General features: G+C 37.9%; 20 protein-coding genes. 12 read left to right on the plus strand and 8 right to left on the minus strand.

Features of this window, described 5'->3' with window-relative positions:
- Positions 1-45: 45 nt before the first annotated feature.
- The 6 genes from GGR22_RS08990 to GGR22_RS09015 all read left to right on the plus strand — a co-directional run bounded on the left by GGR22_RS08990 (position 46) and on the right by GGR22_RS09015 (position 6994).
- A complete protein-coding gene (locus tag GGR22_RS08990) occupies positions 46-2475 on the plus strand; it encodes an ABC transporter permease (protein ID WP_182493357.1) in 2430 nt (809 codons plus the stop codon).
- Entirely contained in the window at positions 2468-3772 is a 1305-nt protein-coding gene (locus GGR22_RS08995; RefSeq protein ID WP_182493358.1) for a TolC family protein, read from the plus strand. The genes GGR22_RS08990 and GGR22_RS08995 overlap by 8 nt, the downstream gene beginning before the upstream one ends.
- 156 nt (positions 3773-3928) lie before the next feature.
- Positions 3929-5056 (plus strand): Mrp/NBP35 family ATP-binding protein, encoded by a 1128-nt coding sequence (locus GGR22_RS09000; protein ID WP_121376001.1) that lies wholly within the window; start codon positions 3929-3931, stop codon positions 5054-5056.
- 79 nt (positions 5057-5135) lie between these two features.
- Positions 5136-5375, plus strand: coding sequence for a NifU family protein (locus tag GGR22_RS09005; protein WP_056071984.1), 240 nt, complete (start codon positions 5136-5138; stop codon positions 5373-5375).
- A gap of 231 nt (positions 5376-5606) precedes the next feature.
- Positions 5607-6659 (plus strand): NAD(P)/FAD-dependent oxidoreductase, encoded by a 1053-nt coding sequence (locus tag GGR22_RS09010; RefSeq protein WP_121376271.1) that lies wholly within the window; start codon positions 5607-5609, stop codon positions 6657-6659.
- A gap of 2 nt (positions 6660-6661) precedes the next feature.
- Positions 6662-6994, plus strand: coding sequence for a 2Fe-2S iron-sulfur cluster-binding family protein (locus tag GGR22_RS09015; protein WP_182493359.1), 333 nt, complete (start codon positions 6662-6664; stop codon positions 6992-6994).
- A 51-nt stretch (positions 6995-7045) separates the two neighbouring features.
- Here the strand turns inward: GGR22_RS09015 and GGR22_RS09020 are convergent, their stop codons facing one another.
- The 3 genes from GGR22_RS09020 to GGR22_RS09030 form a co-directional block, all read right to left on the minus strand.
- Positions 7046-8440: a T9SS type A sorting domain-containing protein gene (locus GGR22_RS09020; protein ID WP_182493360.1), complete on the minus strand. Its 1395-nt coding sequence runs from the start codon at positions 8438-8440 to the stop codon at positions 7046-7048.
- Positions 8441-8789: 349 nt separating this feature from the next.
- Positions 8790-9572: a DUF3050 domain-containing protein gene (locus GGR22_RS09025; protein ID WP_121376004.1), complete on the minus strand. Its 783-nt coding sequence runs from the start codon at positions 9570-9572 to the stop codon at positions 8790-8792.
- Between the two features lie 75 nt (positions 9573-9647).
- Entirely contained in the window at positions 9648-10826 is a 1179-nt protein-coding gene (locus tag GGR22_RS09030) for an acyl-CoA dehydrogenase family protein (protein WP_121376272.1), read from the minus strand.
- A 358-nt stretch (positions 10827-11184) separates the two neighbouring features.
- On the opposite strand from GGR22_RS09030, the gene GGR22_RS09035 reads away from it, so the two are divergent.
- Positions 11185-11388 (plus strand): hypothetical protein, encoded by a 204-nt coding sequence (locus GGR22_RS09035; protein ID WP_121376005.1) that lies wholly within the window; start codon positions 11185-11187, stop codon positions 11386-11388.
- A 73-nt stretch (positions 11389-11461) separates the two neighbouring features.
- Here the strand turns inward: GGR22_RS09035 and GGR22_RS09040 are convergent, their stop codons facing one another.
- From GGR22_RS09040 to GGR22_RS09050, 3 genes are read right to left on the minus strand one after another with little or no spacing between them, the layout of a single operon-like run.
- Complete coding sequence (locus tag GGR22_RS09040) at positions 11462-12172, minus strand: tRNA1(Val) (adenine(37)-N6)-methyltransferase (RefSeq protein WP_246336932.1); 711 nt, start codon at positions 12170-12172, stop codon at positions 11462-11464.
- 38 nt (positions 12173-12210) lie between these two features.
- Positions 12211-12735 carry a ribosome maturation factor RimM gene (gene rimM, locus GGR22_RS09045; protein WP_182493361.1) on the minus strand — a complete coding sequence of 175 codons (525 nt, stop codon included), beginning with the start codon at positions 12733-12735 and terminating at the stop codon, positions 12211-12213.
- Between the two features lie 13 nt (positions 12736-12748).
- A complete protein-coding gene (locus GGR22_RS09050) occupies positions 12749-13321 on the minus strand; it encodes a 30S ribosomal protein S16 (RefSeq protein ID WP_182493362.1) in 573 nt (190 codons plus the stop codon).
- A gap of 229 nt (positions 13322-13550) precedes the next feature.
- Here GGR22_RS09050 and GGR22_RS09055 point away from each other — a divergent pair, with 229 nt between their 5' ends.
- From GGR22_RS09055 to trxA, 4 genes are all read left to right on the plus strand, one after another.
- Positions 13551-14018 (plus strand): DUF6252 family protein, encoded by a 468-nt coding sequence (locus GGR22_RS09055; protein WP_182493363.1) that lies wholly within the window; start codon positions 13551-13553, stop codon positions 14016-14018.
- 207 nt (positions 14019-14225) lie between these two features.
- Positions 14226-14609 carry an RNA recognition motif domain-containing protein gene (locus GGR22_RS09060; RefSeq protein WP_121376010.1) on the plus strand — a complete coding sequence of 128 codons (384 nt, stop codon included), beginning with the start codon at positions 14226-14228 and terminating at the stop codon, positions 14607-14609.
- A 176-nt stretch (positions 14610-14785) separates the two neighbouring features.
- Positions 14786-19285 (plus strand): DNA polymerase III subunit alpha, encoded by a 4500-nt coding sequence (gene dnaE, locus GGR22_RS09065; RefSeq protein WP_182493364.1) that lies wholly within the window; start codon positions 14786-14788, stop codon positions 19283-19285.
- Positions 19286-19403: 118 nt separating this feature from the next.
- The gene (trxA, locus tag GGR22_RS09070; protein WP_121376012.1) at positions 19404-19721 is read left to right on the plus strand and encodes a thioredoxin; all 318 of its coding nucleotides are present in this window, start codon (positions 19404-19406) and stop codon (positions 19719-19721) included.
- Positions 19722-19774: 53 nt separating this feature from the next.
- Here trxA and GGR22_RS09075 read toward each other — a convergent pair whose 3' ends face one another.
- Entirely contained in the window at positions 19775-21760 is a 1986-nt protein-coding gene (locus tag GGR22_RS09075) for a tetratricopeptide repeat protein (RefSeq protein ID WP_182493365.1), read from the minus strand.
- Positions 21757-22464, minus strand: a complete 708-nt coding sequence (locus GGR22_RS09080) for a LytR/AlgR family response regulator transcription factor (protein ID WP_121376014.1) — start codon at positions 22462-22464, stop codon at positions 21757-21759. Before GGR22_RS09080 ends, GGR22_RS09075 begins: the two co-directional genes overlap by 4 nt.
- Positions 22465-22631: 167 nt before the next feature.
- On the opposite strand from GGR22_RS09080, the gene GGR22_RS09085 reads away from it, so the two are divergent.
- The gene (locus tag GGR22_RS09085; protein WP_121376015.1) at positions 22632-23204 is read left to right on the plus strand and encodes a DUF4082 domain-containing protein; all 573 of its coding nucleotides are present in this window, start codon (positions 22632-22634) and stop codon (positions 23202-23204) included.
- Positions 23205-23582 lie beyond the last annotated feature (378 nt).

The following is a 23582-nucleotide window of genomic DNA, read 5'->3' on the forward strand; positions in this document are numbered from 1 at the left end:
TCTCAAGACCCAATAATAGAGTTAACTAATTTAAAAAAGTATAAAATGCTGAAAAACTGGCTAAAAATATTTTTCTATCAAATTAAAGACAATAAGATTTTCACGACTTTAAATGTCTTGGGACTAAGTATGGGAATCGCAGGTTTGATTTTTGCCATTCTCTATTGGAATGATGAACATTCCTATAACGATTGGAATCCTGATAAAGAAAGAATATTCCTTTCTATTTCTAACCTTGGCGAAGACATGATGTGGTCTACCAACGTTGCAGGTTATGAACCTTACCTTAAAAATTATGATGAACTAGAATCCTATTGCTATTTTGATAATGAATATACAGAAGATATCGTTCGCTATAAGAACAAAAAGGAAATCCTGAAAATTACCGATGCTCAGAAAAACTTTTTCGAATTCTTTCCCTTTGAATTTATAAAAGGCAGTGCAAAAAATGCCTTGCCAGATAAAGGCAGCATTGTTTTGTCTGAAGAGACGGCCCATAAATTATTCGGAAATGAAGACCCAATAGGAAAAGAAGTGGCTTGTTCTGACAAGAAGTTTGTGGTAAGAGGAGTTTATAAGATTCAAGGCAGATCTTCTATGGCTCCAGACGTTGTCATCAGTACAATCGATAGCAGGCTAGAGGGAGACAGAACACAATGGGGAAATTTTAATTACGCGTTGATGCTGAAATTAAAAGACCCAGAACAGACGAAATCTGTACAGTTAAAATTAGAAAGACTGCTTTATGAAAACAGAGACCTGAAATGGGCCAAGCAAGAAGGCTTAAGTCCTGAAGAATGGCGAAAAAAGAATGGCGATCATGGCTCTAAAATTATCCTAGAACCCTTAACAAAGGCAAGACTTCATTCCGTTGTAGAAAATTACGCAGAAGGAAGAGGGAATTACCAGTTTTTGCTAATCATGATGGGACTGTCTCTTTTAATTTTGACGCTTTCTATTGTAAACTATGTAAACCTGGCGACCGCAAATGCAATCAAAAGAGCCAAAGAAGTCGGTGTTCGGAAAATAGTAGGAGCCTCCAGAAGCAACATTGTGAAGCAGTTTATTTTTGAAACGATACTGACGGCCGGTTTTTCTATACTGATTTCGCTGGTAATCGTAGAACTTTCATTGCCGTATTATAATGAGTTTTTAGGAAAAGACCTGCTTATTCATAGCGGACAGTTTTACCTTCAGATCCTATTGATATTTGGATTGGTAGTAGTACTCGCAGGCATTTTCCCAGCGCTATACGTGTCAAACTTTGAAACTTTAAAAGTTTTGAAAGGCAATTTTGGAAGAAGCAAAAACGGAATCTGGCTTAGAAACGGAATGCTTATCCTGCAATTTGCAATCGCTTCTTTCTTTATTGTCGGCTCCTATATTGTTTATCAGCAGGTTTCCTATATGAATTCTAAAGATTTAGGATTCCAAGGAGATCAGGTCGTGCAGGTGAGCTATAGAAACCCGTATGATTATCGCGAAAAAGGCTATCTGGAAAATATAGTACGTCGTTATGAAACGATCCGACAAGAATTATTAAAGATAAAAGGAGTACAGCAAGTTTCTATCGGGTCGTTTGATTTTGGAAGCGGCGCTCAGGCTTCTTCTGGATTTGATTACGAAGGCATAGGCGTTCAAGGAAAAAATATGGCAATTGATTTTGGAATGCTGGACATGATGAAAATAAAAATAGAAGAAGGTAGGGACTTGTCCGCTTCGTTTTCATCTGATACCGTAAATTCTATCATCCTCAATGAAACAGCCATAAGGCTGATGAAAGAAAAGGACCCTCTTGGGAAAGAAATCAATTGGAATGACAAAAAATTAAAAATTGTGGGTGTCGCCAAAGATTTTCATATCAGCGGCCCGCAAGATGAAATTCCGCCGATGACGATTTTCCATTATAAAACGATCAATTGGATGATTCAAAATGCAAACAAGGTTTTTGTAAAAATAGAAGCACAGCACATGGAAAGTGCCCTCAAGGAAATTGAGAGTTTTTGGATCAAGAAAGTCGATACCGAATACCCTTTCAAATACGATTTTGTAAACAAAAGCTATGCAAGATCTTATCAAGCTTATGTAAACCAACGAAACTTGTTTTCATTGCTGAATATTGTCGTGATACTCATTGCGCTTTCCGGCTTGTTTGCTTTGGCATCCTATTCGATCCAGCGCCGAATGAAGGAAATAGCCATCCGAAAAACGTTAGGAGCAGAAACAAAAATACTGTTGAAAGAGCTTTCCAAGCAGTATGTGCTTTTCTGTATCATCGGATTCCTGATTGCTCTGTTTCCTGTTTATTTCCTGTTAAACAAATGGCTGGAGAACTTTGCCTACCGTATTGATATTTCTGTTGTTCCTTTTATAATTGGTTTTATTGCTCTTCTATGTTTGATGCTGCTAGTCGTATTGTCAAGAGCGTATCAAGCCACAAGAGTCAATGTTTTAAAATATTTAAAATATGAATAAGAGACTAATTTTGAGCTTGCTCCTAATTACTTCGAGCATTTTTGTTAATGGCCAAGAAAATTCTTGGTCATTGCAAAAGTGTTTTGCTATCGCTTTAGAAAACAACATCGATATAAAAATCAAACAGCTCGAAATCAACAAAGCCAAGAAGCTTTATACGCATCCGCTCTTGGAATTATTTCCAACGGTAAACTTAACGGGCAATCACAACTATAATTTTGGTTCTACTATTGATCCGAGCACCAATAATAGGGTGAGTTCTGATATCCAATACGATAACTTGAATCTTGGAGCAGACATAAGTCTTTTAAATTTTGGAAACTTAGCCGTTGCCCAAAGAAATAAGATAAATATTGAATTGGCCAAAGCAGACAAAGAAGTAATCGAATATGAATACAAGCTGCAGCTTCTAGAAAAATACTTTGATGCCTTGTTTTCGCAGGAATTAGTCAAAATCCAAAAAGAGCAGATTCAAAATACGACTTTCAACTTAGACCGAATCAAGAAAGAAGTAGAAATTGGCAATAAGCCAGAAAGTGATTTGTATGACATCCAATTGAGCTTTTCTCAAGATGAAAAACGCTTGCTTGAAGCACAACAATTATTTGAAACTCAAAAACTGCAGCTTTTTCAGCTGATGAATTTTCCTGTAGAAAACCTCGAAGCCATTACCTTTGAAGTTTATCTTGCTAAAGAAACGGAGACCGAAAGCGAATCGCCTTTTAAAAATCCAAAAATCGAATATGCCGATTTAGCCTATAAAAGCTCCAAAAAAGAAATCTCAATTCTTAGATCCGAAAACCTTCCTTCTATTTCAGGATTTTATAGCCTTTCTACGTTTTATTCCTCACCCATAAACCAGCCTAATAGTACTGTGCCCAGCTTTAAATCCCAATTTGATGACAATAAAAACCATGAAGTAGGGCTTAGGCTCAATGTTCCCGTATTCACAGGATTCCGCAAAAACAGACAGATTACCGCTTTTAAAATTGAAGCAGAAAAAGTAAAGTTGATTTCTGAACAAGAAAAAATCAAGATCAAACAGCAAGTCGAACTAGAGACCACCCGAAAAAAACAATACCTGCAATTGGCTTCAAACCTGCAGAATACGTTGAAATATGCCAAAGAATCATTTAGAACAACACAGGCAAAATTCACCAGCGGAAAAGTTGATGCGGTGATTTATACTTCAGTAAAAAACCAATTGCTTTCTTCAGAATACGATTTCTTGAAAAATAATTTATTAGTACAGTACGCTTCGCTGAAGATTAATTTGATCCAAAAAAACGAACTGTAACTGCTATCTAAATCGGCAAAATTCACAAACCCAATTTCCTCTATCAAACCATAAACTTTTTCAATCTATTAACTTTACATTACGAAGTTTTCATGCTATCTTTGCAATTTAAAATCAGTCTAATTTAAAGGCTTGAAAAAGAGAGCTATACCCAAAATGAAAATAGATAGAAAAGAAGTTCTTAAAGCATTGGAAACTATTACCATTGCTGGAGAAGGTAAAAATATGGTTGAAAGCGGCGCAGTCCAAAATGTACTTACTTTCGGAGAAGAAGTCGTAGTCGAGTTGACCCTTTCAACACCGGCATTGCATATCAAAAAACGGGCAGAAGCCGATATTATCAAAACCATTCAGGAAAAAATTTCGGCAGAAGCCAAAATAAAAGTCAACATCAAAGTTGAAGCTCCTGAAAAACCTGAAATCAAAGGAAAGTCAATTCCTGGAATCAAAAATATTATTGCGGTCGCTTCTGGAAAAGGAGGCGTAGGCAAATCGACAGTTACGGCAAACTTGGCGGTAACTTTAGCGAAAATGGGCTTTAGCGTCGGAATATTAGACGCAGATATTTATGGCCCGTCCATGCCAATTATGTTCGATGTTGAATCTGAAAAGCCAATTTCAGTTACTGTTGACGGAAAATCCAAAATGAAACCGATTGAAAGCTATGAGGTAAAAATCCTTTCAATAGGATTTTTTACAGCTCCTAGCCAGGCGGTAATCTGGAGAGGCCCGATGGCTTCAAAAGCCTTAAACCAAATGATTTTTGATGCAGATTGGGGCGAATTAGATTTCATGCTGATTGACCTGCCGCCAGGAACAGGCGATATCCATTTGTCTATCGTACAATCATTGCCAATTACTGGAGCTGTCGTTGTGAGCACGCCGCAGGCTGTAGCTTTGGCAGATGCCAAAAAAGGAGTAGCAATGTTCCAATCTGATTCAATTAATGTTCCTGTATTGGGAATTATTGAGAATATGGCTTACTTTACGCCAGAAGAACTTCCAGAAAATAAATATTATATCTTTGGAAAAGAAGGAGCTAAAAACTTATCAGAAGATCTTGAGGTTCCATTTTTAGGAGAAATTCCAATCGTTCAGTCCATCCGTGAGGCTGGAGATTATGGTCGTCCAGCGGCATTGCAGACAGCTTCTCCATTAGAAAAAGTTTTTGAAGAAATTGCTAGAAACGTCGTTCAGGAAACCGTAAGCAGAAACGAAAACCTGCCGCCGTCAGAAGCCGTGAAAATCACGACAATGGCTGGATGTTCTGCAGTAAAAAAATAAGATTTTTTAGATTTAGAAAATCCGTTAGATCGTATTTATCTAACGCTTGAAAAATCCGAATAATCCAAAAAACAAAATTATGACAACAGAAGAAATCAAATTAAACGTAGAGAAAGCATTGGACGAGATTCGTCCTTTTCTTGAATCAGACGGTGGAAATATTTCGCTTATCGAGATTGAAGACGACAAACATGTCAAAGTTCGTCTCGAAGGAGCATGCGTCGGATGCAGCGTGAACCAGATGACGCTGAAAGCTGGTGTTGAGACTACCATAAAAAAATATGCGCCGCAGATTGAAACTGTGGTCAATGTAGCTTAAATTTTTTTTGGCGTGACCCCATGAAAAAGCCTGATGGCATTTTCCTGCGGTCGTGCTTTTCGCTACAATCTTTTGTCAAGATTGCTTCGTTGCCTTGCAATCTAATGGACAAAAGGATTTTCGCTGCAATCACTCACGCGGTCCAGCGACATGATATTTATCATAGAAAAATACTTCTGGTTTTCTGAATTTTGTATCTCAGAAAGCCAAAAACTTCAGAATCGTAAAGAAATGATTGAAACAGATATACTAATAATCGGCGCCGGACCCACTGGACTATTCGCCGTTTTTGAAGCAGGACTGCTAAAATTAAAATGCCATATTATCGATGCTCTGCCACAGCCAGGCGGCCAATTGTCAGAGCTTTATCCTAAGAAACCAATCTTTGACATTCCGGGATATCCTTCTGTCTTGGCAGGAGATTTGGTAGACAATCTTATGGAACAAATCAAACAGTTCCAGCCTGGGTTTACGCTGAATGAAAAAGCAGACACAATTGAAAAACAAGCTGATGGTACTTTTATCGTCACCACAGATAAAGGAACAAAACATTTGTGCAAAGCTGTTGCTATTGCAGGCGGATTGGGAAGTTTTGAACCAAGAAAACCTTTGATTGAAGACATCGAATTTTATGAAGATAAAGGAATCGAATATTTCGTAAAAGATCCAGAATTATTCCGCAATAAGAAAATAGTAATTGCAGGAGGAGGAGATTCGGCGCTAGATTGGAGTATTTTTCTTTCCAATGTAGCTTCAGAAGTAACGTTGATCCACAGAAGAAATGAATTCCGTGGTGCCTTAGATTCGGTAGAAAAAGTACAAGAATTGAAACATGCCGGAAAAATCCATCTGATAACTCCAGCGGAAGTCATAGGATTAAACGGAGCTGAACATTTAGAATCGATCGATATAGATGAAAATGGGGCACACAGGACTATCAAGACGGATTATTTTATACCGCTTTTCGGATTGTCTCCAAAATTAGGAGCGATAGCCAATTGGGGCCTCGAAATTGAAAAAAATGCAATCAAGGTAAACAACGCACTAGATTATCAAACGAATATCGAGGGCATTTATGCTATTGGAGACGTGAACACTTATCCAGGGAAACTGAAATTGATTCTTTGCGGATTCCACGAAGCGACATTGATGTGCCAAAGTGTTTATAACAAATTGAATCCAGGCAAGAAATATGTGTTGAAATACACTACAGTTTCTGGTGTTGATGGCTTTGATGGAACAAGAAAGGAAGCCGAAAAAGCAGTTGTCAAATCAATAGATTAAAAATGTCTCAAGACGTTACTATAAAAATAACGGACCGCGAAGGGATTTCACATGAAGTCCAAGCACCGACAGACATGAACATGAATATCATGGAGCTGGTTCGTGCTTATGAATTAGCGCCCGAAGGAACGATTGGTGTCTGTGGAGGCATGGCAATGTGTGCTTCTTGCCAGTGTTATGTCTTAAACGATATTGTATTGCCAGAAATGGGCGATGATGAAGAAGCCATGCTTTCGGAAGCTTTTTTTGTCAAATCAAACAGTCGTCTAGGATGTCAGATTCATATTACGGAAGAGCTGGATGGCTTAGAAATAGAATTAGCACCAGAATATTAAAAAATAAAAAAGCCTCCAATTTGGAGGCTTTTTTATTAGAGTCAGGACTTATTAGTTTTTAACGAACTGTAAAGTCTTGCTTTGATTGTCTTTTGTAAAACGTATCATGTAGATTCCAGTAGCGTAATTTGAAGTATTTACTTTTAAATTAGATTCTGAAACAGTAGTAACCTGCATAACAGCTTGTCCTAGGCTATTATAAATAGTATAACTGTCTGGAGTCATATTACCTGAAACAGCAATGTTTAAAACCTCATTAGCAGGGTTTGGATATAGTTTTATTCCTTGCAACAATTCAAATGAAGGATTGCTTAAAGGTGGCTGACATACAGTAGAAGCTGGCAATGTGCTTCTTCTTGGAGAATTTTGTAGTACGGCCATCATCCTTGCTTTTTGATCTAAAGTAAAGATATTCATACAGGTGTCATTCGTATAATCCATATAGTTTTCTGTCATGTCGTTTCCTTCTTCCGGACATGAGTCATAAACATCATCACAGTCATAGTTTTCCCAGCCGGCATTTGGAGTATCCGCGCAGTAATCAGTACCGCCACAGTTAAGGCCGTCTTCTTGATTTCCAGCATCTCCCCAGATATGTCTTAGTCCGAAATAATGTCCTACTTCGTGAGTAGTAGTTCTTCCTTTGTCTATTTGTTGAAAGTAATTTCCAGGGGCATAATCTGAAGAACCAAAGGCTCTCCAATCGATTACTACTCCGTCAGTATTAGCAGTAAATGGTCCTTGTAATCCTTCTAGGCCTGAGCCGCTTGGGAATTGGGCATATCCAAGAACACCGTCTAAATCTCCTCCAAACTGACATACCCAAATATTAAGATATTTTGTAGGATCCCATTGCGTTTGTGGCTTCAAAATCGTTTGAATATTATTATAGCTCCAAGTTGTGCTTCTGTTAATACGATCGATCCCAGTAGTTGCATTTCCGCTTGGATCTACTTTTGCCAAACAGAATTCGATTTCAACATCGGCACCTATTGGGTTAGTGTTGTGCCCTGGCGTTCCTAGCATTTTTCTAAAATCTTGATTTAGGACTGTAATTTGTGATAGTACCCTAGCATCTGAAATATTTCTGCTAGTACCAACTGCTTGACCAGTATGAATAACATGTATTACAACAGGGATAGTAACTACAGCAGCAGTTCCTTGCGTGCCTCTACTTGCTAATAATTTTGATTTGATAGCTTCTACTTTTGGAGCGATCCATTCCTCGAATTGTTGATTTGTTGCTCTTTTAGGATCTTGCTCTTGCAAGAATAATTCGTATTCAGAAGAAACACATCTAATCAATCCTGATTTTGGATTGATGCTTTGGACTTTTCTTCCAAAGACAGTTCTTTCTTTTTGAGGTACATTTTGTGCAATAGCATCAACGCTTACTATGCTAAGACACACTGCTATTAAAAATTTAAAGAGGGTAATTTTTTTCATTGAATATGAAAGTTGGGTAATTAATAATTATTTAAATAGGATTTGTTATTTTTCTATTTTAAAAAGTGCGCTAAGTTATAAATATCTAGGAATTAAAAGCATATTTTAATAAAAATAATTTAAAACTAATCTAAATAGTAAGAAAAAACTGTTTTGTATTATATACAATTGCTTTTCGACATCCTACTATACATACAAATTCGAGCCTAAAAGTAGGTTTTATTGTTTTGTTTATTTCTTTTAATATACGGATAAGAATATTTTGTAGATTGATAAGAAGAAATTGCCGATAGATAAAATGCAATGCAAGATGCTGGCATAAAAAAACGGCAGATTTGCCGTTTTTATTTTAAGCCATTTCGGCCTTCATTGAAATCTGTTCTTCAATGGCATCCCAAAGACCGATTCTTTTTTCTAGGGCCTGAATCGAAACTTCTTTTACTTCATGCCATCTATGGTCGTCATTGTTGCATAATTCTTCAATCATTTGCATGGCCATCGGGCCATGTTCGTCTGCATCCAGTTCGATATGTCTTTCAAAATAATAGATCAGTTTTCTCAAGTCGGTATTTGGGAAATTTTCTTGAAAATTCTTTAATATTTCCGTAAACATCGAAGGAATCAGGTCTTCTCTTCCGAAAGTGAAAGCGGCGGCAATCTCATGCGGCTTTCCTTCGTCAATAACGCGGAAGGTGAAATCCAAGAATGCTTTTATTTTAGGGTGCAGTTCGCTCTGTTTAATAGAGACATAAATATTTTGTGTTGTGATGACATTCTCTAAAAATTTTTGGATTTCAGAAATATCAGCACCGCAGTCTTTCATGGCGTCTATATACATCTCATAATGGCTTTGTCTTTTTCCATCAAGAGTTAAGTCAGTTTCTTCTGCCAAGACAATTTCATTGATCAAATAGCGGATTTCTGGATTTCCGACAGGAAGCCAAGGTGTTGTTGTCGAAGTTAATTTGGATTGTAATGCTTTCAATAGCGACATGAAGTCCCAAACTGCATATACGTGACTTTCCAAAAATCGACGTAAATCTTCAAGGTTTTGTACTTTTTTGTACAACGGGTGATTTAATAAAATATCTTTTTGTGGCTGGATACTGGCGTTAATGTTTTCAATTTTCATGACGAGGGATTTTTACAAATGTAAAAAAGCTTCCCATTATAGAGAAGCTTTTTATGATACTTTAATATTTGTTTATTATTTAAATGCAGGAATTCCGGTAATATCCAATCCGGTAATTAATAGGTGGATATCATGTGTTCCTTCATACGTAATTACAGATTCTAAGTTCATCATGTGTCGCATGATTGAATATTCGCCCGTAATTCCCATTCCTCCAAGAATTTGTCTTGCTTCTCTAGCAATATTGATAGCCATATCAACATTGTTTCTTTTAGCCATAGAAATTTGAGCAGAAGTTGCTTTTCCTTCGTTTCTCAAGACGCCCAGCCTCCAAGTCAGCAATTGCGCCTTCGTGATTTCAGTAATCATTTCGGCTAATTTTTTCTGTTGTAGCTGAGTTCCAGCAATTGGCTTGTCAAACTGGATTCTTTCTTTAGCATAACGCAGCGCTGTATCATAGCAATCCATTGCAGCACCGATAGCACCCCAAGCAATTCCGTAACGAGCCGAATCTAAACATCCAAGCGGAGCTCCAAGACCCGATTTGTTTGGCAATAAATTTTCTTTTGGAACTTTTACATTGTCAAAAATAAGTTCTCCAGTTGCAGAAGCACGAAGCGACCATTTGTTGTGCGTTTCAGGAGTCGTAAAGCCTTCCATTCCTCTTTCTACAATCAGTCCGTGAATTCTTCCTGTTTCATCTTTTGCCCAAACTACAGCAATATCTGCGAAAGGAGCATTTGAAATCCACATTTTGGCACCGTTCAATAAATAGTGGTCGCCTTTATCTTTAAAATTAGTGACCATTCCTCCAGGGTTAGAACCGTGGTCTGGTTCTGTCAGTCCGAAACATCCAATGAACTCGCCAGAAGCTAGTTTTGGAAGGTATTTCATTCTTTGTTCTTCGTTACCGTATTTCCAAATCGGATACATAACTAAGGAAGACTGAACAGAAGCTGTAGAACGCACGCCTGAATCGCCTCTTTCAATTTCTTGCATGATCAAGCCATACGAAATTTGGTCTAAGCCAGCACCGCCATATTCTTCTGGGATGTAAGGTCCAAAAGCGCCTATTTCTGCCAAACCATTGATGATTTGTTTTGGAAATTCTGCTTTTTGAGCATAGTCCTCGATGATTGGAGATACTTCGCGCTTTACCCATTCGCGGGCCGCATCACGTACCATTTTATGTTCGTCTGACAATAATTCGTCTAAAAGGTAATAATCTGGAGCTTGAAAAAGATCGGGTCTCATTTTTTTTTATCATTTGGAAGGCTTTGCGTAAGTATCGCCTTCATGTTTTATACTCGTTTTTGTTTCCTGCGAAAACGTTTGCAAACTTACATAAAGAATTGCAACAAAACAATTAGCAAATGTTAGAAACGACTAATATATTTTCGGTAATAGCTTCAATAATTGCGTTTTTGACAAAAAATCACTTATAAAATTGAAGGAAGCCTATTCAGCGTAACTATTTTTTTGTTACATTTATCTTACAATTTTATAAAAACAAAATTTCAGAAAATAAAAATGAATATTTTAAGGTAGTCCAGACATAAAACCTAAGTGTCTTTAAATGATTGGGTTATTCATAATTTTTAAAACCTACAGTATGTTAGAAAACATTTTAAAATTAGAAGGTGTTCACGAATTAAGCAATGGTGAACAAAAATCAATTAAAGGTAATGGTGTAATTAGAGGCGGTGGAGGAGATCCGATTATTGCTTGTATTTGCCCAGGGTCAGGTACTCTTGTTGTTGGACATGCCGACAATTGTGAAATATTGACAAAACTGCTTTGCGGAACAGATTCTTAGATTTACAACACAAAAAAGTAACAATTCTATTGCTTGAAGTTTCTTTGGGCAATAGAATTTTTATTTAAAAGAGTTACATCTTCAAATAAAAGTCTTTGGTCAATTCAATATATTCGGGAGTATAAATATGCCTGGACGTTTCAATGACTAATTCGTCAACTGGAAAGTTTTCAGCAGAATTTCTACTAAAAGCCAAAAGACTGCGCTTGATTTCGGTAGAAGGTGCTCCTTTGACGCGTGTGATTTTCATCGGAAACAAGTCGAAATCTTTCGCCAAGGCTATAATTTTTTTTTCTTCCTTAAAGGGTATGATTACCGCAAAGATTCCGTTTTCAGAAAGCAATAAATCAGCGGCTTCCACCAAATCTTCAAAAGGTAAGGCGTCCGAAAAACGGGCTAAGTCGCGTTGTTCGTTTCCGGATTGGTAATCTTCGGTATAAAATGGCGGATTAGAAACGATCAAGTCGTATTCGTCTTCTGGCTCGTCCATAAATTCGTCCAATCCAGCATGAAAGCAAAATAGCCTGTCGCCCCACGGAGAGTTTTCAAAATTTTCTACGGCCTGTTCGTACGCATCTTCGTCGATTTCCAGCGCATCAATTTGTTGCGCATTGCTTCTTTGAGCAATCATCAGCGAAATAATTCCGGTTCCTGCCCCGATATCCAAAACGCTAAAAGGATTGTTTAGTAGAGGCGCCCATGCACCTAGCAATACGCCGTCTGTTCCAATTTTCATAGCGCAACGGTCTTGTTCTACAGAGAATTGCTTGAATTGGAAAGGCATGAGTATAATTGAAATTAGAGAATAAAGAAAAAGATGAACTAAAGATACATCTCGATCAATCCTTCAGGAAGATCCATGAGTACTTTTTTGTTTTCGCGATCAATTTTCACCAAGAAGTGATCAATCATCGGAATTAGGATTTCCGCTTCGCCGTTCAAGACTTCAAATAAAGGCTGGGCTGTGGAATCATTTATGGATTGTATTTTTCCGACTACGCCTAGACGCTTGTCTTCTACTTCAAAACCAATGACTTCATGGAAATAAAACTTGTTGCCTTCTAGTTTCGGCAGCATGTTTAAAGGTAAGTAAACAGCATTCCCTATGAGAGCATCTGCTTCTTCTTCGGTAGCTACATCTTCAAAACGAACTCGGAGAAAGTCGTTTTTGTGAAGCGAACTGTTTTCAATAAAAAAAGGAACCAAGTGTTTGCCGCATTCGACAAACACTGATTCCAAATTTTCGTATAACTCAGGCTCATCAGTGTCAAGATAGACAAGGACTTCACCTTTAAAACTAAATTTTTTCGCGATTTTACCTAAATAGAAACACTCTTCTTTACGCATTATCGCATCAAAATTAAGCTTGAGTCTCTTCGTTGTTTTCTTCTGCAGCAGGAGCTTCTTCAGTTGAAACTTCAGCCTCAACATCAGCAACTTCTTCTTCAACAGCAGGCTCATCAGCTTTAGCAGCATCTAGCTCAGCTTGTTTAGCAGCAGCGATACGATCCTCATTTACTTTTTTCTCAGCAGCAAGAGCTTTCGCTTTTGCATCTGCTTTAGAAGTAGAAAGACCTTCTTTTTTAGCGTTAACTTTTCCAGCTTTCTCATCAAGCCATTTTGCTAATTTTTCATCAGCTTGCTCTTGAGTCAAAGCACCTTTACGAACTCCTCCATCAAGGTGGTGTTTCAATAAAGCTCCTTTGTAAGAAAGAATTGCTCTAGCTGTATCAGTTGGCTGAGCACCATTGTGCAACCATTGAACAGCACTATCAAGGTTCAAGTCGATAGTCGCAGGGTTAGTGTTTGGATTGTAAGTTCCGATTTTTTCTAAGAATTTACCATCTCTTTTTGAGCGAGCATCAGCCGCTACAACCCAGTAAAAAGGTTTTCCTTTTTTACCGTGTCTTTGTAATCTAATTTTTACAGACATAATCTAGTGATTAAATTTTGAGGTACACGACCTCTGTTAATTAAGGGTGCAAATATACAAAACTTTGTAATACAAACTATTCTGCATGCAATTTTTGTCATTTTTTGCAGTTTATGATTGTATTATTTTGCGATTTTGATGTTATTTTTTCAAAATTCATTAGCATATATTCTATAAAAAACTATTTTTGTCGATGTAAAAATTTGATTACCCATATCCATAACCATATATGAAAAAGATTTTATCACTTTTAGTGCTTGTGGCCGTTTTCGCTTCTTGTGAAGATGATGCTAGTTTTAATAACCCATCCGTTCAAGGTAAAAAAGACAACGTTTTATGGAGAGCATCTAGCTCGACAGCGACTATTACTGGCGGCGTTATGACCATTAATGCATACACTCCTTTTGAAACGTTGACCCTGATTACGGCTTCGACTGCACCAGGAACGTATACTTTGGGTGTAAATAATTCAAACAAAGCTTCCTATAGTTTTGAAGCTGACGGAATTACTTCTACCTATTCAACGGGAACAGGTATAGGAGATGGACAGATTAAAATTGAAGCAAGCCCAGAAGGAACTGTAACGGGTACTTTTTATTTTAATGCGCCATCAACAATCGCTGATCCGATAGGAGCGCCATCTGTAAATTACCAAGAAGGACATTTTTATAGAGTTCCGATTCAAGCGGCTCAATAACAGTTTGATCTTAATAAATTAGAAATCCCGACCATTTGGTTGGGATTTTTGTTTTTATTAAATACTGTAAGATTCAAAAAAGCGGTTAAATCGGGCGCCATTGCTAGTAATCCCTTTGATGAAAAGATTTAATGATAAAATATTCTAATATATAGTGCTTTACGGAAAAATTAAAGTACATTTGTTGTAATTATAATTATCGTACATATGAATATTTTCGTTGGAAGCCTTCCGTTCAGTATTGAGGAAGCAGATTTAAGAGAGTCTTTTGAGGCTTATGGTGCAGTTGATTCTGTAAAAATTATTACAGATAAATTTACTGGAAGAAGTAAAGGCTTTGGTTTCGTAGAGATGCCAAATGACGAAGAAGGTCAAAAAGCAATTGATGAGCTAAACGGTGCTACTGTTCAAGGACGTGCTATCGTTGTTAACAAATCAGAGCCAAAACCTGAAGGAGAAAGAAGAAGTTTCAACAACAACCGTAGTGGTGGTGACTCTCGTGGTGGAAGCCGTGGCGGTTATGGAAACGATCGCAATAGCGGTGGTGGATATGGAAACAACCGTGGAGGTGGAAACAGAGGAGGTTACTAAGCCTTACAATATATTGAATTAAAAGCTGCCGATTTGGCAGCTTTTTTTATGCTCAAAAAGCACTCAGATATTATATTCCTGTTGATAACTTAAACAGATATTTTCGCTTAAAAAAGCTTATTTTTGTAAACTACATTTTTTGATTTTTCAAAAACATAAAACCTTATTAATTAGCGATGTACTTAATTTTCGATACAGAAACAACCGGATTGCCAAAACGTTGGGACGCGCCTATAACCGATACAAATAACTGGCCGCGTTGTATTCAGATTGCTTGGCAGCTGCATGATGCCATGGGGAATCTGATAGAAAGTCAGGATTATTTGGTAAGGCCAGAAGGTTTTAATATTCCCTATGATGCCGAAAGGATTCACGGAATTTCTACCGAATTGGCTACAGAGCAAGGCGTAGCACTTTCAGAAGTTTTAGAAAAATTCAATATAGCGCTTTCAAAATCCAAATTCATCGTTGGCCAGAATGTCGGTTTTGACGTGAATATTATGGGTTGCGAGTTTTACAGATTTGGAGTGGATTCCAAAATGGCCGAAATGCCAGTGCTGGATACCTGTACCGAATATACGGCAGAGCTTTTAAAATTGCCTGGAGGTAGGGGTGGAAAATTCAAATTGCCAACATTAACAGAACTACACCAGTTTCTGTTCAATCAGCCTTTTGCAGAAGCGCATAACGCAACTGCCGACGTTGAAGCGACGACCCGCTGTTTTTTAGAGCTGATCCGTCGCGAAGCTTTCACGAAAGAACAGCTTGATGTTCCTGCGGATTATTTCAGGGAGTTTAACGAAAACAACCCTAAAGAAATCCAGCTTATCGGATTGAAGCATATCAATCTGAAACAAGCTTCAGATGAGATTCGTGCCCGCTTGCAAAAAGCAACCGACGATACCGCTAAAAAGCAGACAGAAGAAAGCAACATTTCTTTAGCCGATGTCGATTTTGTACATCTGCACAATCACACGCAGTTTTCGGTATTGCAATCAACGATCAGTATTGGGGATTTGGTTAAAGCTGCGGCAAAGTATAAAATGCCTGCCGTTGCGATGACAGACCATGCTAATTTGATGGGTGCTTTTCACTTTGTGCGTGATGTCCTAAATCATAATAAAGCGGCCAAGGCAAAAAATCAAGCCCTGATCGATAATGGAGAAGAGCCGACAGAAGTTCCGATGAAACCCATTGTCGGCTGCGAATTTTTTGTCTGCGAAGACCATTTAGACCGTTCCAGAAAAGACAACGGTTATCAGATTGTCTTGTTGGCAAAAAATAAAAACGGCTATCACAATTTAGCCAAAATGTCTTCCATCGCCTATACTAAAGGATTTTACTATGTTCCAAGAATAGACAAAGAAGTCATTAAAAAATACAAAGAAGACATTATTGTTTTGTCGGGAAACCTTTATGGAGAAATTCCCAACAAGATTTTAAATATTGGCGAAAACCAAGCAGAAGAAGCATTGCTTTGGTGGAAACAAGAATTCGGCGAAGATTGCTACATCGAATTGATGCGCCACAACCAAGAAGATGAAAATCGTGTCAATACTTCCCTCATTTCATTGGCGAGAAAACACGATTTGAAACTAGTTGCGACGAATAACATTTTCTATATAAACAAAGAAGACGCGAATGCCCATGATATTCTTTTGTGCGTCCGCGATGGAGAAAAGCAGTCTACGCCCGTAGGCCGTGGTCGCGGCTATCGTTACGGAATGCCAAACAAAGAATATTATTTCAAGTCTGGAGACGAAATGAAAGCTCTCTTTTCTGATTTGCCAGAAGCAATTTCTAATGTCCAAGAGATTGTAGAAAAAATAGAAATCTTTGACTTGGCACGCGAAGTATTGCTTCCAAAATTCGATATCCCAGAACAGTTTATTGTTCCCGAAGATGAAGCAGACGGAGGGAAAAGAGGTGAAAACTTATATTTAAAGCACCTTACTTTCGAAGGCGCCAAAAGAAGATATAAAGAAATTACGCCAGAAATCCAAGAACGATTGGATTTTGAATTGCAGACTATTGAAAAAACGGGCTACCCGGGTTACTTTTTGATTGTTCAGGATTTCATCGCCGAAGCTAGGAATTTAGACGTTTCCGTTGGTCCTGGTCGTGGTTCTGCGGCGGGTTCTGTAGTTGCGTATTGTTTGGGAATTACAAATATTGACCCGATGCTCTACGATTTGCTTTTTGAGCGTTTCTTGAATCCAGATCGTGTGTCCATGCCCGATATCGATATCGATTTTGATGATGAAGGTCGCGGTCGCGTAATGGATTATGTAATCAAAAAATACGGTTCTAATCAGGTAGCGCAGATTATAACGTATGGTACTATGGCGGCAAAATCTTCAATTAGAGATACTGCCCGTGTTTTGGATCTGCCGTTGTTTGAAGCAGACAAGATTGCCAAGCTCATTCCGATGAACTTGAATTTGGCCAAGATTTTTACCTACGATAACGAACAGCTAAAAAAAGCCCTTCGAGCCGAAGAATTTGACAAGGTTCAAGAGCTAATCGCTTTAGCTAATGCAGGCGATTTAGGCGGAGAAGCAATTACCCAAGCAAAACTGTTAGAAGGAAACCTTCGAAATACAGGTATCCATGCTTGCGGTGTGATTATTACGCCAGACGATATCACGAATTTCGTTCCTGTAGCTACGGCAAAGGATTCGGATTTGTATGTGACGCAATTTGACAACTCGGTCGTAGAAAGCGCCGGATTGCTAAAAATGGACTTCTTGGGTCTGAAGACCCTTACGTTGATTAAAGATACGGTCAAGCTGGTAAAATATAGAACAGGAGTCCAATTAGATCCTGATGCATTCCCTATCGATGATGTCAAGACGTATGAGCTTTTCCAGAGAGGAGAAACGGTTGGGATTTTCCAATACGAGTCTGTCGGGATGCAGAAATACATGAAAGACCTGAAGCCTACGGTTTTTGGAGATTTGATTGCAATGAATGCCTTATATCGTCCAGGTCCGTTGGAATATATTCCGAGTTTCGTCCGAAGAAAAAATGGCGAAGAAGAAATTGTCTATGACCTTGAAGCTTGCGAAGAATACCTAAAAGATACCTACGGAATTACGGTGTACCAAGAGCAGGTAATGTTGCTGTCGCAAAAACTGGCAAGCTTCTCGAAAGGTGATGCCGATGTCTTGCGTAAGGCTATGGGTAAGAAGCAAAAAGATGTCTTGGATAAGATGAAATCTAAGTTTATCGACCAGGCCGTAGCAAATGGTCATGCTGCCGATAAGCTCGAAAAAATATGGAAAGACTGGGAAGCATTTGCCCAATACGCATTCAACAAGTCGCACTCGACCTGCTATGCTTGGATTGCCTACCAGACAGCCTATTTAAAAGCGCATTATCCTGCCGAATATATGGCTGCGGTACTTTCGAACAACATGAACGATATCAAGCAGGTTTCGTTTTTTATGGAAGAATGTAAGCGAATGGGACTTCAGGTTCTCGGACCAGATGTCAATGAATCGTTCTATAAATTTACAGTAAACGAAAATTATGCCGTGCGTTTCGGAATGGGAGCGGTTAAAGGAGTCGGTTCTGGAGCGGTGCAAACGATTGTGGAAAACAGAAAGGAAGCAAAATACAAATCGATTTTTGATTTAGCAAAACGCATTGACCTGCGTGCTGCAAATAAGAAAGCTTTCGAGAACTTGGCTTTGGCAGGAGGTTTCGATTGTTTTACGGCGCACCGCGCTCAATATTTCCATGATGAAGGCGACGGAATTACGTTTTTAGAAAAAGCAGTACGCTACGGTTCTAAATTCCAAGAAAACGAAAATTCGTCTCAAGTAAGCTTGTTTGGCGAATCGAGCGACGTTCAGATTCCAGAACCGGTCGTGCCGCCTTGCGAAGATTGGAGCACGATGGAAAAACTGGCTAAAGAAAAAGAAGTCGTCGGTATCTATATTTCTGGACATCCTTTAGATGATTTTAAATTCGAGATGAAATATTTCTGCAATGCGAAGTTGGAAGCATTGAAGAATTTAGAAATGCATGTCGGAAAAAATTTGACAATTGCCGGAATTATTACGAACGTTCAATACCGAACTGCAAAAAACGGAAAAGACTGGGCAATGTTTACGCTCGAAGGTTATGACGAAAGTTTCGAGTTTAGAATGTTCAATGAAGAATATCTAAAGTTTCGTCACTTTTTGGTCAACAATCAATTTATTTATTTCAAATTGAGTGTAAAAGAAGGCTGGGTAAACAGAGATACAGGAAAGAAATCGGAAGCAAGAATTCAGTTTTTGGAAGCTAAGCAATTACAAGATGTTTTAGCAAGCTTTGCTAAAAAGCTGATTATTACGATGAACATAAAGGAGCTGCAGTCAGAAATGATTACGAAACTAAGCCGTATCTTTCAAGCGAACAGCGGAGATAATAACGTGACTTTTGAAGTCATGGAAGTAGAAAAAGTCACTAAAGAAATTGCTCCTGCTGTAGTTGAAGCAGTAGCTCCTGAAGCAACTTCAGATGAAGAAAATCTTGAAGAAGAAATGGAGTTGGCTGTTCCGACAGTTGTTGAAGAAACAAAAGTGATTACCTATCTTTCCATGCCAAGCCGTAAATTAAAGGTCAATATTTCGGGAGAATTGCTCCGTGAATTGGAGAGTTTAGATTTGAAATTCAAGCTGAATTAGGCGAAATATACACGGATAGTATTTGTTAATACGTTTATAATCAAAAGTGATTTCCAATTAACAAAAAATTACAGATTAAATGACTAATTTTGTACTGTTAAACTAAAGAACAAAAAATATGGCACAAGCAATAACAGATGCAACTTTCGAAGAAATTGTATTGAAATCAGATAAACCCGTTTTAGTAGATTTTTGGGCAGCATGGTGTGGACCTTGTAGAATGGTAGGTCCGATCATCGACCAAATCAGTACTGAATATAGCGGAAAAGCTGTCGTTGGAAAAGTTGACGTGGATGCAAACCAAGAATTTGCAGCAAAATATGGCGTAAGAAATATTCCAACCGTATTGGTTTTTCAAAATGGTGAGGTTGTAGGAAGACAAGTTGGTGTTGCACCAAAACAAAACTACACAGACGCAATTGACGCATTGTTATAATCGAAAGATTATATCTTAATATGCCCTTCCAAAGCTTGCTTTGGAAGGGTTTTTTAATTTAGGGTCAAGATAAAAGTGGTGCCTTCTCCCGGCTGTGTCTTGATATCGATCCTACAATCGATGGCTTTTGCCAAATCTCGGATGAGGTGCAATCCTAATCCGGTCTTGATTCCCACAACTTCTTTGTCGTCGTATAAAGCCTTGAACTGTTCCTGGGTGCCGCCTGGTCCATTATCTGAAACAGACAGGTATTTTTGGCCGTTTTCCTGCCATGCTTTCCATGTAATGATAGCGTTTTCTGTTTTTGCCAAAGCTTTTATGGCATTTCCCGTAAGATTCCTGATGATGGTTTTAAGATAGTTTTCGTCCGTATTCAGCATGATATTCTCTGGGTTTTCGAATGTCATCTGGATGGCTTCTCCTGAAAAATGCTTTTGAGTGTCTTCAAACAAGGAAGTAACGCTAATTGTTTTGGGTTGAGGTTTAAAATTTTCCATCTGTCCTTTACTCCATAAAAGCAGGTCTTCCATAGAATTTAATAGGTTTTCGGCAGACATGATCGTTTTATCTTCCATCCTTTTTTTGCTCTCGGTATCAAGCAGTTCAGGATTTTCTTTTTGGAGGTGCAGGAAGTGAATGAGACTGGCGACAGGGCTTCGGAGATCGTGGTTGAGGATGCTGAAAAAACGAGATTTGGTCTTATTAGCCTGATCTAATTCATTGTTTAGCAGCTGCAATTTTTCATTAATTCTTTTGCGGTTTCTGCTTTGATAGAATAATAAAATCCCAATAGTTCCCAGTAAAATGATACCTAAGATAAAATACCATTTTTGTCTTTCTTTGTTTTCGATTTTTAGCTTATTGAGCTGGATTTCCTTGTTTTTTAACTCGATGGTTCGCTGATCCTCCAGATTCTTTACGGTTTCTTTTGTGGTGCTTTGGTAGATGGAATCTTTATAAGAGTTGAATTCTTTGAAATAAAGCAATGCATTTTTTGAATCTCCTTTTTCTTCATAAATCTCTGCAATTTCCATAAAATCTTTCGATAGCGATTTGATGTCATTGCTTTCTTTGTCGTAGTTTACAGCTTCTCTCAGCATCAGTAAGGAAGTGTCTAATACAGTCTCGTTTTTATAAAATGACTTGTCTTTAGGATTGTTGTATTTGTATCTGTAGATAATGGAAAGATTTTGCAGGTTATACGACATGATTCTGCTTATCTTTAATTCTTTGCTGATTTTTAAGGCTTCTTTGGTATGGCTTTCTGCCAGGTCATATTTTTTTAATTCGAGATAGCTGCTGCCTAAGGTGCCTAGATTTGTAGCGACAAAATTCAGGTTGTTGTTTTTTCTATTGATAGCCAGCGCTTGGTTGAGATAGGAAACAGCCAATTCATTTTTTTCTTGATTGTTGTAGAGAACGCCTATATTCTCCAAGATTACCGCCTTCATCGTTGGATTGTTGAACTTTTTATTTATTTCCAACGCTTTTTTGAAATATTCCAGTGCTTTTTTCGTGTCTTTGAGGTCGTTGTAGATGAATCCGATATTAATGTAAGTCCCTGCAATTTCTTCATGTTTGTTTAATTCTTCGCTTAATTTTAGGGATTTAAAACTATAGTCGAGTCCGTTTTTGTAATCGTTCCTGTAAATGTAATATACTGCTATGTTTCGGTACAAGACGCTCAATACCTGCTTATCTTTAGTCTCTTTTGCAATTTCAAGTCCTTTTCGGTAAAAATTTATTGCCGTCGAATCGGTAGTATTGATTCCTAAGCATCGATAGCCTTCCGCCAATCCATTTTTAAAATCGATCGTTTCCGCCATTGCTATGGCGCTTTTAGCCAGTGATTTTCCTTTTTCAGGATCTACCCTAGAATATTCTTGGCTGAGCTTGTTTTTTATGATAACAATCGTCTTTTTGTCTTTGGTGCTCTTTAGTGAAGTTTCTAAAGAATCAATCAGCATTTGCCCCTGTTTTTGGGCGTTTACTGTTATTGAAAATAGGCATAGCGCTAAAAAGAAGATGGCTTTTTTCATAATAGGAGCATATTGATATTTTCTTTGAAGCTTCTTCCAACAGGAATCATAGCGCCATTATTGAGAAGCACTTCTTGAGGATTGATCTTTTCTATAAACTGTTTTTGTACGGCAAAGCTTCTGTGGACCCTGATAAAAGATTGGAAGTGGTCTTCCTTTAAAAGCAGTCCGATACTCGACAATACGCAATGTCTTTTTTTAGAAGTAATGATCAGCGTATAATCTTTCAAAGCTTCAAGATATAAAATGTCGTGCAGCTTTACTTTCGTCTGCTCGTGCCCTTCTTTTATATAAATTACGTCACCACCTATGCTGGATTCAAAAAGCAGTGCTTTATGTTTTATTTCCAAAAATTCTTCAATGCGCCTCATGGTTTGGGCGAAACGGTCAAATTTCAGAGGTTTTACGATAAAGTCGAGAGTATCTAATTCAAAGCTTTCTACGGCAAATTCAGGATGCGAAGTTATAAAGATACAAGCGGGTACCGCAGATGCTCTTTTTCGAAGTTCCACGCCGCTCAAGCCAGGCATGTCGATATCTAGAAATAAGATATCTATTGTAGTGTTTTCTATGGCATCAAGAGCTTCTTCTGCATTGTCAAAAGCCCCAACTATGGCAAGATTTTCAAATCTTTTTGCAAATGAAACTACAGTAAGTCTGTCTATTTCATCATCATCGACTATAATGCATTTGAGCTTTTCCATATTTTAAGCATTTACTCAAATATAAGTAAAAAATTAACATTTAACAGAAAAAATGTTATTGGTCTATTTAAAATGTTATTGGTCTATTACTGGTTTTTTTAGCTTAATGATGAGTGCACCTTTGTCTAACCAAATGATTAAAAGAATTAACAACAAAAAATTACATCATGAAAACGATTAAAATTTTATCGGGAGCTTTATTAGCCATTTTTGCCATTTCTTGCAGTAGCGATGACAGCGGTCCTTCTTATGCTGTTGAAAATCCATTAGAGTCCTACCATCAGCAGGCTGGGTTTACGACAACTTCCAATTTTATAAATGCAGGCAGTTATGAGTTTGGGCTAGCATTTTCTCCAAACGTCAAAGGGGTTATTAAAGCGATAACGTTAAAGCTACCAGAAGCAAACCCTGAGGTAAGAGTAACCATTTGGGATTACGATACCAAGGCGGTTTTAAAATCAGAAAACATGAATGTGGCAACAGCAGATGTGCTTGTTACGAAAACTATTTCTGACTTGGCTTTAGAAAAAGACAAGAAATACTTGATAACCATGAATTCTAATGATTGGTACAAAAGAAGTAAAGCAGACAATACAAATGCGACCTATCCTATCACGGCTGGAAATATTAAATTTTTAGAATACAGATGGGTGTCTGGTGCAACACAGACGTATCCAACAAACGTATCCTTAAATTATAACGGTGGGGATTTGAGCTTTGACTTTAAGCAGACAGAATAGATGTTTCTAGGGTTAGTTAGAAAAAGACTTGACAGTTCATCTGTCAAGTCTTTTTTGTGTCGTAAATTATTATAATCTCAAAATTACCTTATTGATTGTATTTATAACATTGAAAAACAGATTGAATTGGTTAAAGCAAGGTTGCTTCGCGGTGTCAACCACAGTTGACAGGTTAAAGTGAAGTCATTTCAAGGTGTCAACTGCAGTTGACGGGTCAAAGTGAGGTCGTTTCAGGGTGTCAACCGGAGTTGACAGGTCAAAGTGAAGTCATTTCAAGATGTCAACTGCAGTTGACGGGTCAAAGTGAGGTCGTTTCAGGGTGTCAACCGGAGTTGACAGGTCAAAGTGAAGTCATTTCAAGATGTCAACTGCAGTGTT

The organism is Flavobacterium gossypii (assembly GCF_014138495.1).
Classification (GTDB): Bacteria; Bacteroidota; Bacteroidia; order Flavobacteriales; family Flavobacteriaceae; genus Flavobacterium; species Flavobacterium endophyticum.